Source organism: Nocardia sp. GCM10030253, from assembly GCF_042675075.1.
GTDB lineage: Bacteria > Actinomycetota > Actinomycetes > Mycobacteriales > Mycobacteriaceae > Nocardia.
On the sequence record NZ_JBHTDL010000004.1, the window covers coordinates 798,720 to 812,353 of the forward strand.

Sequence of the window (13,634 nt, forward strand, 5' to 3'; positions counted from 1 at the left end):
AGGAGTCGAAATATGTTCAGCACAAACATCACCCACCCGACGACGATCCAAGGTTGGCTTGTGGAACGCATCGCCGACTACACCGAACGTGCACCGCACCAGGTGGATCCGACGGTCCCGCTCGCCGAGCTCGGCATGGACTCCGTATCGGCGGTGACCATGTGTGGCGAGATCGAGGACAGGTGGTTGCTGGACGTCGACCCAACTCTGGTCTTCGACTACCCCACCATCGCTGATATCGCCGGGTACCTTGCCGCCGAGGTCAGCGTCGCGGCATGACCGATATCGCCGTCGTCGGCCTCGACTGCCGGTTTCCGCAGGCACCCGATCCAGCTGCCCTGTGGCAGCTGCTGATCGATGGACGTGACGCGATCTCGGAGGTTCCGGCAAGTCGCTGGAACGTCGACGACTTCCACGACCCGGCCGGTGCACCCGGCACGATCAACACCCGCAGCGGCGGATTCATCGACGACGCGGACGCTTTCGACCACGATTTCTTCGCCATCACGCCGCGCGAGGCCGAGGCGATGGATCCACAACAGCGATTGCTGCTGCAGGCGACCTGGCGGGCCTTCGAGGATGCCACACTCGACCCGCGCGCCCAGTCCGGTTCGCGGACCGGGGTTTTCGTCGGCGTGATGGCCAACGAATGGGCGAACCTGCAGATGAGCGACTACGCCGCGATCACGCCGCAGCACGGATCCGGCAACGGATACTTCATGACCGCCAACCGGCTGTCCTACCAGTTCGACCTGAAGGGCCCGAGCATCGCGGTCGACACCGCCTGTTCGTCCTCGCTGGTTTCTGTCCACCTCGCCTGTGCCGCGCTGGCTTCCGGCGAGTGCGACCAGGCCGTCGCCGGTGGCGTGAACCTCGTGCTGACACCGGCGATCGGTGTTTTCTATACCCAAGCAGGTTTGTCCGCGCCCGATGCCAGGTGCAAACCGTTCAGCGGCAACGCCGACGGAATCGTCCGCGGCGAGGGTGTCGCCGTGCTCGTGCTGCGGCGGCTTGCCGACGCACAGGCCGCGGGTCTGCCGATCTACGCGGTGATCAAGGGCAGCGCGGTCAACTCCGACGGGCGCAGCAACGGCATCACCGCGCCGAACCGGTGGGCGCAGCAGGACGTGATCGGCGCCGCGTATCAGCGCGCCGGGGTCCGGCCGGAGGATGTGGATTTCATCGAGGCGCACGGCACCGGAACGGTGCTCGGCGACATGATCGAGGTCAATGCGCTCGGCAAGCTGCATGCGAAGAACCGGGTGCGGCCCTGTGGAATCGGTTCCATCAAGGGCAATCTCGGTCATACCGAGGGCGCTGCGGGAGTCGCGGGCCTCATCAAGGTCGTGCTGAGCCTGCACCACGGTGTTGTTCCGTCGTCGAGATTCGCCGACCAGGAGAACCCGCGGCTGCGCATGGAGCGGCACGGTCTGCGCCTGCTCGCCGAACCGATGCGGCTCGACGGGCCTGCGCACGGCGGGGTCAGCGGCTTCGGTATCGGCGGCACGAATGCGCACGTCGTGCTGGCGAGCGCCCCCACGGCCGAGACTCCCGCGACGTCCAGGGGTGATGTGCTTGCCGCCGAGGCTTCGGCGGCTTCTGGGGGCGGCGCACTCGCCCCCGAGACTTCCGCAGCCTCTCGGGGCGGCGTACTCACGCTGTCGTCGGACAACGAGGAGGGGCTGCGGCGCAACGCAATTCTGTTGGCCGAGGCGTTGGATTCGATGCCGGAGGATCGGTTCGCGCAGCTCTGCTGGACGAGCAACCAGGTCAAGTCGTCGGGCCGTAGCCGGCTCGCGATCGTCGCGAATGACCGCGAGGATGCGATTGCGAGACTGCGTGACGGTGCGGAATCAGGTGTCGCGCAACCGATCAGCGTCGGCTGGCTGTTCACCGGTCAGGGTTCGCAATTCGCCGGAATGGCAAGGGTATTGGACGCGGCGAGCTTATCGTTCCGGCGGGCACTCGCGATGGTCGATGACGCCATGGCGGCCCATCTCGGCCGCTCGGTGCGTGACCTGCTGCTCGACGAGAGCGCCGACATCGACCGCACCGAACTCGCGCAACCCGCGATCTTCGCGATGGAATACGCACTGGCCAAGTCGCTTGCCGACGCGGGCGTCCGGCCCGCGTGGCTGATCGGTCACAGCATCGGCGAATTCGCGGCAGCGGCTGTGGCGGGAGTGTTGGGCCTCGATGACGGGTGCAAGCTGGTGGTCGCGCGCGGGCGACTGATGCAGCGGTTGCCGGAGGGCGGCGCGATGCTCGCCGTGCGGGCGGCCACCGAACAGGTCGCCGATGTGCTCGCCGCGGAACCTTCGGTCGCGCTGGCCGCCGTCAACGGCCCGAGGGATCTCGTCCTCTCCGGTGCCGTAGAAGCGATCACACGGATTCGCGCAGCCCTGGCCGAGCGTGCGGTGATCGCCAAGACCCTCACCGTGTCCCACGCGTTCCACAGCCCGCTGATGGAACCGATGCTGGCGGAGTTCGAGGCCATCGCCCACGAATGCACCTACCGTGCACCCAACCTGCCGATCTACTCGACCGTGCGCGGGCGGCTGCTCGACGCACACGAGGCGATGGATGCCGCGTACTGGACCGAACATGTCCGTGCCACGGTCCTCTTCGGCGACGCTCTCGAGGGCGCACTCGCCACCAGCCCCACGCATATCGTCGAAGTCGGTCCGCGCGGTGTGCTGGCCTCGCTTGTCGGTCGGATCCGGCCCGATCTGGTCGCGCGCTGCCTGACTCCCAGCCCAGGACCCAGCGCGACCGGCAACGAGCTCGCCGAGACCATCGCCGCGCTGTATCGCGACGGATTGGACCCCGACTGGGACCAGCTCTACGAACCGGCACAGCGCATCCGACGTCGGCTGCCCGTGTACGAGTTCTCCACCGAGCATCGGTTCTGGGTCGAACCACCCACTATCAGTGGGACCTCCGCATACCACGTCGAACCGTTCACACTTGCGACGAATTCCGCGCATCCCGTCGAACTGCCCACTCTCGCAACGACTTCCGCACACAGCGAGGAAACGAAGATGGACCAATTGATCGCGCTCTTCCGCGAGCAGAACGCCGTACTGGCCAGCCTCGTGGCGGCACCCACCGAAGTTCGCGCGCCGCATGCCGTTGCCGCGCACGCTGTTTCCGGGCAGCCTGGTGCGCAGACTGCCCTCACCCCGGACGCGGTCGCCGGCATCGTACGCGCGGAACTGGCCAGGGTGAGCGGATTCCCGGTCGACCGACTCCGCGAAACCCAAACCCTCAGTGACGGTCTCGGATTCGATTCGCTCATGCTGACCGACCTGTTCGCAGGTCTCGTCCGCAAGCTCCCCGGACTGACCATCGACCCGACCTGGTTCACCGCGATAACGACGCTCGGCGACGTGGTCACCTACGTCACGGCTCAGGTCGCACCCGCGCCCGCTACCGGCGCGCCCGCGCCCGCTGGCGGCGCACCCACTCCCACCACCAGCACGTACGTTCCCACCGTCGCCGCACCCGGGCCTGCGGCCGTCGCACCGGAGTACCTGATCTCCGACTTCGCCGAGGTGAAGGCCATCGCCGATCAACTCTCCGGCGCCGAAGCGCTCGGCCTGTCCAACCCGTACTTCCTGATCAACGACGGCGTCACCAGGGACACCTCGGTCATCGGCGGTACGCAGGTAGTCAACTTCTCCAGCTACAACTACCTGGGCATGTCCGGCCACCCGGCGGTCGTCGCGGCCGTTCAGGACGCCGTCGCCCGCTACGGTAGCTCGGTCTCGGCCAGTCGCGTGCTCTCCGGTGAGAAGCCGGTGCACCGCGAACTGGAGGCCGAACTCGCCGCCCTGCTCGGTACCGAGGACGCGATCGCGCTCGTCGGCGGCCACTCCACGAACGTCACGATCATCGGCCATATCGTCGGGCCGGAGGATCTCGTGATCCACGACAGCCTGGCGCACGACAGCATCCTGCAGGGCTGCAAGCTGTCTGGCGCGACCCGTCGGCCGTTCCCGCACAACGACCATGCCGCCCTCGACGGGCTGCTGACCGAAATCCGGCACCAGTACCGCCGGGTCCTCATCCTCATCGAGGGTGTCTACAGCCAGGACGGCGATATACCGGATCTGCCCGCGATCATCGAGGTCAAGAAGAAGCACAAGGCGCTCTTGATGATCGATGAGGCGCACAGCGTCGGGGTGTTGGGCGCGAACGGCGGCGGGATCGGCGAATACTTCGACGTCGATCGGCGCGATGTCGAATTGTGGTCCGGCACAATGTCGAAGGCACTCGCCGGATGCGGTGGCTATGTCGCAGGCAGCGCGGAGCTGATCCGCTTCCTGAAGTACACGACGCCCGGATTCGTCTACAGCGTCGGCATGACGCCGATGAATGCGGCCGCCTCACTGGCCGCGATGCGACAACTGCGGGCCGACCGTGAGCCGCTCGAACGCCTGCGGCACAACTCGCGGCTGTTTCTGCGGCTGGCCCGCGACGCCGGGATCAACACCGGCGACAGCCACGACACACCCGTCATCCCGTGCATCGTCGGCGACTCGCTGAAGACGCTGAAACTGTCGAACGCACTGTTGCGCCGCGGTATCAACGTCAACCCGATCATTTACCCTGCGGTTCCGGAAGACCTCGCACGCCTTCGGTTCTTCGTCACGGCCTGCCACACCGAAGACCAGATTCGCGACGCCGTCAAGGTCCTCACCGAGGAGCTCGCGCTGCTCGCGCAACACTGACTCATCGGATTGATGTGCCTGCTCGGCCTCTTCGGGGCCAGATAGTTGACATGCGTAATAATGGAGAGTAAATAATTGCGTTAGCAATAATCCTCTTGTCAACTAAAGGGAGAATCTTGATGTACGCGATCACGCAAGACACGTTCGGCGGACCCGAGGTGCTGTACCGCACCGAGGTCGAGCGTCCGCAGCCCGGCCCCGGCGAGGTGCTGGTCCTGGTGCGCGCGGCGGGGGTGAACCCGGTGGACGCGGCTGTTCGCGCCGGGCACTTCCCACCGTTCCCCGCGCCGCCGTTCGCGCTCGGCTGGGATGTCGCGGGTGTTGTCGAAGCAGTGGGCGCCGGGGTGACACGTTTCGACGTGGGGGCGGAGGTGTTCGGGATGCCACTGTTCCCGAAGGCCGCGGGCGCATATGCGGAATACCTTGTGGCACCGGCCGATGAACTGGCGTTCAAGCCCCGCGCGCTGTCGATGTCGGAGGCAGGCGCGTTGCCGCTGGCTGGGCTGACGGCATGGCAAGGCCTGGTGCGCATCGCCGGGAGCGAGCCGGGGCAGCGGGTGTTGATCCACGCCGCGGCCGGTGGGGTCGGGCATCTGGCGGTGCAGGTCGCCAAGGCTCGCGGTGCCCACGTCATCGCTACCGCGCGCACCGAGAACCATGCGTTCCTGACCGAGTTGGGTGCCGACGAGCTGATCGACTACACCGCAACCGATTTCGCTACCGCGACCGATCCGGTGGACGTGGTGTTCGACCTGGTCGGCGGCGAATACGCGCCGCGCTCCCTGCGCACGCTGAACTCTGGCGGCCTGCTGGTCACCACGGTCGGTCACAATCCAGGACTGACTCGTGTGGAGGCCGAACAGCACGGTATCCGATTCGAGACCGTATTCGTCCACCCGTCGGCCGAGGATCTCGCCGGTCTCGCAGCTCTCGCCGAAGCAGGCAAGCTGCGCGTCCACGTCGAGCGGGAGTTCGACCTCGCTGACGCCGCCAAGGCCCATGCATCGACCGGAAACGCAAGGGGCAAGACCGTTCTCATTCCCTGACGGCTTATCCAGGGTGACGACCCCGGGCGGCACGACCCGCACCGCGCCGTGCCGCCGCTACTCGGCGCGGCGGCCGATCTCGGGGAATCTGTCTCGGAGCTGGTCCATACACCGACGAACTTCTTCCAGTTCTCTACGGAAGAGCTGCGCCTCGGCTGTCGATCGGAGAACCCCCCGCTTGGTCGTCAAGGCTTGGATCGTGGCGGTCAGGGTCGCGGCCTCCTGGCTGAGCAAGTCGTAGAACACCCGCGCCTGCGCTACATCGGATTCGTCGAGCACCTGCTGCTCGGATCAATCTGCCTGCGCCGGAAGATGTTCGGTAGTTCGACCGTTATACACCCCGTCGTTTCCCATGGTTCATGATCGCGTCCGACGGGCCGTTAGTCAATGGCCCGTCATGCGGCGTGAGTAGTTGATCTTGAAGGGGTCGTCGACCGGGCCGATCGGCCTCGGGCCGGGTTCTGAAGTTGGATCTTCGGGCTCGTCGGCCTGATCGGGTCCGCGTCCTTCGGGTCGGTCGACCTCAGCTCGGCGGGGTCTGTGAACCCATGCGACACCGGCAGGTCTTGCGCGTAGGCAGTACGTGAAGTCGGGCGGAGTTCGGCGGTGTCAGCGCGGACTTCGCCCTGGTCCGCGCCAGAGATCTCGACACTGCGTAGTAGCCACGCCCCGTCTAGTGTCGGTCCGGTGACCACCACGACCACGCCTGCACCAGGGCGATTTCGACTGTTCGGCAGCGCCATTCGGTTGGTGAGCGATCCGCTGCGAGCGCTGGCCGAACTGCCCGCCCACGGCGACATCGTGCCGATAGGGATCGGACGATGGCAGGCATTCGTCGTCTGCGACCCAGAGTTGACGAAGCAGGTGCTGGTCGACGACCGGACCTATGACAAAGGCGGCGTGCTCGCCGAGCGGGCCAGGGAGATCGCGGGCAACGGCCTGGTCACCTGCAGTCATGCCGACCATCGCCGCCAGCGGCGGCTGGTGCAGCCCGCTTTCCAACGGGACCTGCTGGCCGGCTATTCGGAGGTGATGGCCGAGCAGGTCACGGCGGTGACCGAAACCTGGCAAGACGGCGGGACCGTCGACGCGCTGGCGGCCATGTATACGATCACCACCCGGATCAGTTGCGCGACGATGTTCGCGACCGAAGTACCCGCCGACCGCCTCGCCCAGGTGACGCGCGACCTCGACGTCTTCATGTCGGGGGTGTATCGGCGTGTTCTCCTCCCACCGCTGCTGGACCGGCTTCCCACGCCGGGCAAACGCCGCTACGACCAGTCCGTGGCACGCCTGCGTGGTCTAGGGGAGGAGATCGTCGCCGATGCCAAGTCCGCCGACGGCGGCGCCATCCTGTCCGTCCTGTCGGCGGCTCGCGACGAGCACGGCGACGGGCTTTCCGAGGTAGAGCTCGCCGACCAGGTCGTGACCTTCTTCGCGGCCTCGGTCGATACCACCGCGGTCGCCCTGGCGTGGGCGCTGCACCTGCTGGCGGGTCATCCCGGCATCGCGGACCGAGTGCACCGGGAGGCCGACGCGGTGCTGTCCGGCCGCACCGCGACTGCCACCGACCTGCCCGCGCTGGAGCTCACCGCGCGGGTCGTCATGGAGACCCTCCGGCTGTATCCCCCGCTGTGGTTTCTCACCCGCGTCACTACGACCGCCACCGACCTCGGGGGACACTGCATTCCGGCGGGCGCGACAGTGGTCTGTAGTCCATACCTCATTCATCGCCGCGGCGACCTCTACCCGGACCCGGGACGTTTCGACCCCGACCGGCATCACGACCAACGGCCCCGCGCTGCGCTGGTTCCGTTCGGAGTCGGTGCCCGTAAGTGCATCGGGGAGAGCTTCGCCATGGCCGAAACAACCCTCGCACTGGCTACCCTCGCCTCGCGGTGGCGCTTCGAAGCAGTGTCCGACACGCGTACCAAGGCCGCACCCAGGTTCGTGCTTGCTCCACGGACACTCCGTCTGCGTACCATCACGCGCTGACCGAACCGCGCTGGTCGCCGGCCGAATCACAGCCATCTCCCCGCAATTGGGAAACCGTCCAGTCTGTGTCGTCCATAGACTCCTCCACGGTGAATGGCCTCCACCGAACGACCGGGGCCGGAGGCGGGCCGCCCCCGGATCCCGGGTCGGCTCGAACGATAGGAAGAGGCCACAGATGACTGCCCTCGAGAATGACACGCAGGTGAGCGACTTTGTGCGCGGCGACTCGGAACTGCTGGAAACAGATCTCCGGGTATTCCTGGCCGACCTGACGGTCTCGGCGTCGAAGGTGGCAGGGGCGGCCTACGGGCCGCGGGAGCTGGACACCGCGCTGCGACAAGCATTCCACGACCCGATCACCGACGCACTCGGCTCGAAGGTGGGACAAGAGGCGCTGGCGCCGGCGGGCGGCCCCGGCTTCCGGCCGTCGATCGTGTACTGGGTCTTCCGCAACTACCGAGGTTTCGCGGGCACCGGCGAGGCGGTTGCCGACTTGGCGGTTATCCGCAGGGTCGCGGTAGCGGTCCGAATTCTGTTGAAGGCCGCGGTCGTTCTCGACGATATCGAGGACGGCAGTGCGGTGCGATACGGCGAACCCGCCTTGCATGCCACCCACGGGGTGCCGCTCGCCCTCAACACCGGAGCCTGGATGGTGCTTGCCGCGCTGCGCCATGCACAATCACCCGCCGTCGTGAGCTACCTCGTGCAGGCCGTCGAAAACGGCTTCATCGGTCAGGCGATAGACATGTCCAGTCGGCTGGCCGAGGTCCGGCGCGACATCGTCGCGGCGGAGGTGAACGATCGAGTGAAGTTCTGGGAATCGGTCGCGACGCTGAAGACCTCGACCCTGTTCCGGATGCCGCTCAACGCGGCCGCGACCGCATTGGAGGTACCCGAGGACGAACTGACCGTTCTCGACGACGCGATGCGGCAACTGGGCTTGGCTAGCCAGATCTTCAACGACCTCACCGACTTCGTGCCCGAGTTCGGCGGTGCGAACACCCACGAGGACTTCGACGGGCTCACCAACCGGGTATGCCTCGAACTGCTCGGCTCGCAACCCGCGCCGCCCGAATTCGCCGCCGACATGGTCGGCGACCGGCTGAAGAACTTCACCCTCGGTCACCCCAGGCTCGGTGCGACGCTCACCGAGCTCGCCGCGCAGGCGGTCGAGCTCAAAGAGGATGCCAAGAGCCGAATTCACCAACTGTGCCGATCGACCGACAGTGCAACGTATTTCGACATGACGATCGATCGCAAGGGCCATGTGATGGATCGGCTGTACGCGGCGGTTCGCGCATGATCATGCAGCGGCTGCGCGCCGAAACCCGGGCCTGGCACAATGCTCTGGAAGCAACACCCTTCAATCTCGAACTCCTGAGCCGGACACTGTCGCTCGGCCGATATGTCGGCCAGCTGCGGGCCTACCGCATCATCCTCGACACACTCGAGACCCGGTTGGCCGGTTCGGAAGACCCGATCGTCACCGCGGTGTGGCGCTCCGAACTCACCAAAGTGCCTCTGCTGGACCAGGATCTGGAGTTCTTCGATTCTGTGCCCGCCGACGACATCACCGCCGCGGCGGTCGTCGTCGCGGAGCGGTTCGCCGATGCGATCGCCGACCGCATGACCGCGGACCCCGTCTCGTCGCTCGGGTTCCTGTACGTGATGGAAGGTTCCACGATGGGCGGATTGGAGCTGACCGCACATGTCCGTGCGACGTTCGGACTGACGGACGGTCGTGGCCTCACCTATTACAACAGCGGTGACCGACAACGCTGGGCCGCCATGACCACTCGGATGAACGACGCCGTTGTCGACGAACCCCGGCAACAACTGGTATTGACGGCGGCAGACACGGGCTACCGGGCGATAGCTGACACGCTGGCCGCGCTGTCCAGGCCGGATCACGAAGAATCGACGCCTGGTGAGTAGCGTCGATCGTTATGGGAGCTCCTCGATCCGCTTTATCCACGGTGGGCACACGGAAGCTCGCCGCGGAATGCATCACCGATATTCCGGTACTCACCCGACGCCTGCTCGCGGCGATCTTCACGGACAACCCGGAGTGGACCGACTACACCTCGGTACCCCGTGCGGATCTGCGTGACGGTTGCCGCCGCTATCTGACTCGAATTCTGGAACTGCTGAGCGGTGCCGCGACCGATCCCGAGCGGGACGACGTCGCCGCATCGATCGGCAGGCGCCGGGCCGAGCAGGGCGTGCCACTGGAAGCGATGCTCCGCACGTTCCGGCTCGGTGGGCGGATCGTGTGGGAAGCGTTGCTGGACAACGCCGAAAGCGTCGGCTCGCAGCCGCACGAGATCCGTGAGGCGGGCACCGCGATGTGGACAGTGATCGACGGGTTGTCTTCGGCGCTGTCCACGTCCTATCGCAATACCGAGCTCGAGCAGGTGCGCAGGGACGAGCGACGTCGGCACGCGCTGATCGAGGATCTCCTGGCCGGGCGCGCCCAGGATGCCACGTTCGCGGCGCGGGCGGCCCGTGAGCTCGAGCTGCCCGCGCACGGCGCGTACCTGGTGGTGGCGGCGGATGTACGGGCGGACGGACGGCCCGCGCTGGTCGGTCCCGAGACCGTCCTGGCGGCGTTGGGGATCCGGTCGGTCTGGCACATCCGTGTCGACAGCATGATCGGGCTGGTATCGCTGGAGCACCGGGACATCGCCGCAGTGTTGGACCCCTTGCGTCCCCTTGCCAGAGGCCGGGCCGCTTCGTCCCCTGCGGTCCCAGGGCTGGCTCAAGTAGACACGGGCCACGCGCTCGCCAGGATCGCCATGGACACGTTGCCGAAGGACGCGGTCGAGCTGGTATCGCTGGAGGAGCGCTATCCCGAGGCGCTGCTGGTGAATTCTCCGGATCTGACCGGACTGCTGGTCACCCGCACCCTCGGCCCGGTGTTGGAGCTGCCGCCCAAAGAACGCGATGTGCTGCTACAGACCCTCGCGGCCTGGCTCGCCGAAAACTGCTCGGCGGCCAATGCGTCGGTCCGACTGCACTGCCACCGCAATACGGTGCTCAATCGACTGCAGCGCATCTCCGGCCTGATCAGCCGCCCGCTGGACGGGCAGCGCGCCTATCTCGAGCTCTCGCTCGCATTGTCGGCGCTCGAACTCGCGGGGCGCACCGACTGACCCGGTATCCGGGCGGATTGGAGCCGGGCAGATTGGGCGCAGCGCCCAATTTCACGGCCCGATTGCTGGGCTTCGAAGGCATTGTGTGTGCATTCCTGGCCGACCAGACTCGATCGAAACGACCTATGCCACAACCTCGGTGTAGTCGGAATCGTTCGAGATTGAGGAGCACCACGAGTGCCGGAGTTCGATCTGCTGGTGATCGGTGGCGGGCCGGGCGGCTATGTGGCCGCTATCCGCGCGGCCCAGCGCGGCCTGTCGGTGGGCTTGGTGGAGAAGGAACGACCAGGAGGAGTGTGCCTGAACTGGGGCTGCATTCCGACGAAGGCGATGTTGCGGTCGGCGGAGGTGTTCCAAACGGTCAGGGACGCAGCCGATTACGGCGTGTACGCCGACAATCTGCGTTTCGACTTTCCTGCCGTGCGGCAGCGCAAGGACGGCATCGTCAAGGAACTCACCGACGGCGTTGCCGGGCTGCTCGCGGCCAACGGTGTCACCGTCATCGAGGGGCACGCCCGCTTCACCGGACCGACCACCGTTGACGTGCACGAGGTGGGTCCGTCTCCGGTGGGTCCCGACGGCCCGCGCTACGCCGCCGCGCCTACCGCGCAGATCCGCCAGATCACCGCGCGCGACGTCATCGTCGCGACCGGATCGGTCCCCGCGCGCCTGCCCGTTCCCGGCGTCGAGTTGCCCGGGGTGATCACCTCGGATGGCGCATTCGGCCTGACGTCCGTTCCGGACCGGCTCGTGATCGTCGGAGGCAGCGCCGTCGGCGCCGAATGGGCGAGCCTGTTCGCCACTTTCGGCAGCGATGTCACCATCGTGGAGATGCAGGACCGCCTGGTACCGGCCGAAGACGGCGATATCGGCGCGGCACTCGGTCGGTCCTTCACGAAGCACGGCATCACTGTGCTGACCGGAACGACGGTCGCCTCGATCGCACAGGGCGAGGCGCTGCGGGTCACCGTCGAAGGCAAGCACGCACGTGAACTCGACGCCGATGTGGTCCTCGTCGGGGTCGGCCGTCGACCCAACACCGCCGACCTCGGGCTCGACCGTGCCGGAATCGCCACCGACGAAAGGGGATTCATCCCCGTCGACGATCAGCTGCGTACCGGCGTCGATCATGTCTACGCGATCGGCGATGTCACCGGTCGCGCGTTGCTCGCGCACGTGGCCTCCCATCAGGGCCTCACCGCGGCCGATGTCATTGCCGGACATGACCATCGCATCGACTACACCGCGATCCCCGCGGCGACGTTCACCCATCCCGAGATCGCGAGCGTCGGCCTGACCGAGGCCGCCGCCCGAGCGGCCGGACACGACATCGTCACCGCGCGTTTCCCATTCGCGGCGCTGGGTCGTGCCAAGACCTTCGGCGACGCCGAAGGATTCATCAAAATAATTGCAGGACAGCAGCATCAGGAAGTTCTCGGCGTCCACATCATCGGTCCGTCGGCCAGCGATCTGATCACCGAGGGCGCTCTCGCGATCACCCTGGAGGCGACGCTCGACGAACTCGCCGACACCATCCATGCCCACCCCACCCTCGGCGAGATCGGGATGGAGGCCGCGCTGACCGCGCTCGGCCTGCCCGTGCACATCGCGCCGCGGCAGCGCTGAGGAGGACCACCGTGACCGAAACAATCGACCGCGCCCCCAACGCATTCGCCGTGGAGGAACCCGACACTCTGCGCGGCTACCTCCGCGACATGATGTTCGTCCGGCGCTTCGAAGAGCGCGCCGCGCAGGGCTATTCGCAGGCCAAGATCGGCGGCTACTGCCATCTCAATCTCGGTGAGGAAGCCACCGTCGTCGGACTCGGCGCGGCGATGCGGCCCACCGACTATCTGTTCACCAACTATCGCGAACACGGCTACGCCATCGCGAAAGGCATCGAGCCCGGCCGGGTGATGGCCGAACTGTACGGACGTACCACCGGCACCTCCAAGGGCTGGGGCGGTTCGATGCACATGTTCGACACCGCCTCTCGCCTGCTCGGTGGATACGGCATCGTCGGCGGTCAGCTCCCGCTCGCCGTCGGCGCCGCGCTTGCCATCGACTACCGCGGTGACGACGACGTGGTGGTGTGCCAAATGGGCGAGGGCACAACGAATATCGGGGCATTCCACGAGTCGCTCAACATCGCGGCACTGTGGAATCTGCCGGTCGTGTTCGTCATCATCAACAACCAGCTCGGTATGGGTACCACGGTCGAGAAGTCCTCCGCCGAGCCCGAACTGTACAAGCGCGCGGCCTCCTACCGGATGCGTGGCGAGCAGGTCGACGGCACCGATGTACTCGCGGTGCGCGACATTGCTCAGGACCTGATCGACACGGCACGCCGCGAGGGCAAACCGGCGCTGCTGGAGACGGTGAGCTACCGGCTCAAGGGCCACTCGGTGGTTGACCCGGCGAAGTACCGCAGCGGCGAGGACACCGCCACAGCCCGCGAATCCGACCCGGTCGCGCGGTTGCGCGGCGATCTGATCGCCGCGGGCGTCCTGGACGAATCCGATGTCGCGGCTATCGAGCAGTCGGTAGAGGAAGAGGTGGACGCGGCGGTGGCCTTCGCCGACGCGAGCCCGCACCCGGACCCGTCGACCCTGTTCGACTACACCTACGCCACCCCGGTGGCGGGAGCGTCGCGCAGGCTGCCCGCCGATCCGCTCTTCTGACCGCACGCTCATCTGAAACGCAAAGGA

The 13,634-nt window shown here is 66.6% G+C and carries 9 protein-coding genes; all 9 read left to right on the plus strand.

Annotation, left to right across the window (positions count from 1 at the left end; genetic code table 11):
- The first annotated feature begins 12 nt into the window (after nucleotides 1-12).
- The 9 genes from ACFQZZ_RS07800 to pdhA all read left to right on the plus strand — a co-directional run bounded on the left by ACFQZZ_RS07800 (nucleotide 13) and on the right by pdhA (nucleotide 13,607).
- Nucleotides 13-279, plus strand: coding sequence for an acyl carrier protein (locus tag ACFQZZ_RS07800; RefSeq protein WP_378675983.1), 267 nt, complete (start codon nucleotides 13-15; stop codon nucleotides 277-279).
- Nucleotides 276-4,733: an aminotransferase class I/II-fold pyridoxal phosphate-dependent enzyme gene (locus ACFQZZ_RS07805; RefSeq protein WP_378675985.1), complete on the plus strand. Its 4,458-nt coding sequence runs from the start codon at nucleotides 276-278 to the stop codon at nucleotides 4,731-4,733. The genes ACFQZZ_RS07800 and ACFQZZ_RS07805 overlap by 4 nt, the downstream gene beginning before the upstream one ends.
- A gap of 119 nt (nucleotides 4,734-4,852) precedes the next feature.
- Entirely contained in the window at nucleotides 4,853-5,779 is a 927-nt protein-coding gene (locus ACFQZZ_RS07810; protein WP_378675988.1) for an NADP-dependent oxidoreductase, read from the plus strand.
- 687 nt (nucleotides 5,780-6,466) lie between these two features.
- On the plus strand, nucleotides 6,467-7,774 hold the full coding sequence (locus tag ACFQZZ_RS07815; protein WP_378675991.1) for a cytochrome P450: 1,308 nt from the start codon (nucleotides 6,467-6,469) through the stop codon (nucleotides 7,772-7,774).
- A gap of 175 nt (nucleotides 7,775-7,949) precedes the next feature.
- Nucleotides 7,950-9,077 carry a polyprenyl synthetase family protein gene (locus ACFQZZ_RS07820; RefSeq protein WP_378675994.1) on the plus strand — a complete coding sequence of 376 codons (1,128 nt, stop codon included), beginning with the start codon at nucleotides 7,950-7,952 and terminating at the stop codon, nucleotides 9,075-9,077.
- On the plus strand, nucleotides 9,074-9,709 hold the full coding sequence (locus ACFQZZ_RS07825; RefSeq protein WP_378675996.1) for a biliverdin-producing heme oxygenase: 636 nt from the start codon (nucleotides 9,074-9,076) through the stop codon (nucleotides 9,707-9,709). The genes ACFQZZ_RS07820 and ACFQZZ_RS07825 overlap by 4 nt, the downstream gene beginning before the upstream one ends.
- 41 nt (nucleotides 9,710-9,750) lie before the next feature.
- Nucleotides 9,751-10,926, plus strand: coding sequence for a PucR family transcriptional regulator (locus tag ACFQZZ_RS07830; protein WP_378675999.1), 1,176 nt, complete (start codon nucleotides 9,751-9,753; stop codon nucleotides 10,924-10,926).
- Nucleotides 10,927-11,103: 177 nt separating this feature from the next.
- Entirely contained in the window at nucleotides 11,104-12,552 is a 1,449-nt protein-coding gene (lpdA, locus tag ACFQZZ_RS07835; RefSeq protein ID WP_378676002.1) for a dihydrolipoyl dehydrogenase, read from the plus strand.
- 11 nt (nucleotides 12,553-12,563) lie between these two features.
- A complete protein-coding gene (gene pdhA, locus ACFQZZ_RS07840; protein ID WP_378676004.1) occupies nucleotides 12,564-13,607 on the plus strand; it encodes a pyruvate dehydrogenase (acetyl-transferring) E1 component subunit alpha in 1,044 nt (347 codons plus the stop codon).
- Nucleotides 13,608-13,634 lie beyond the last annotated feature (27 nt).

What these genes read in the sequence shown, in the direction of transcription:
- ACFQZZ_RS07800 (WP_378675983.1), top strand. Translation starts at nt 13, where the DNA reads ATGTTCAGCACAAACATCACCCACCCGACGACGATCCAAGGTTGGCTT.
- ACFQZZ_RS07805 (WP_378675985.1), top strand. Translation starts at nt 276, where the DNA reads ATGACCGATATCGCCGTCGTCGGCCTCGACTGCCGGTTTCCGCAGGCA.
- ACFQZZ_RS07810 (WP_378675988.1), top strand. Translation starts at nt 4,853, where the DNA reads ATGTACGCGATCACGCAAGACACGTTCGGCGGACCCGAGGTGCTGTAC.
- ACFQZZ_RS07820 (WP_378675994.1), top strand. Translation starts at nt 7,950, where the DNA reads ATGACTGCCCTCGAGAATGACACGCAGGTGAGCGACTTTGTGCGCGGC.
- ACFQZZ_RS07825 (WP_378675996.1), top strand. Translation starts at nt 9,074, where the DNA reads ATGATCATGCAGCGGCTGCGCGCCGAAACCCGGGCCTGGCACAATGCT.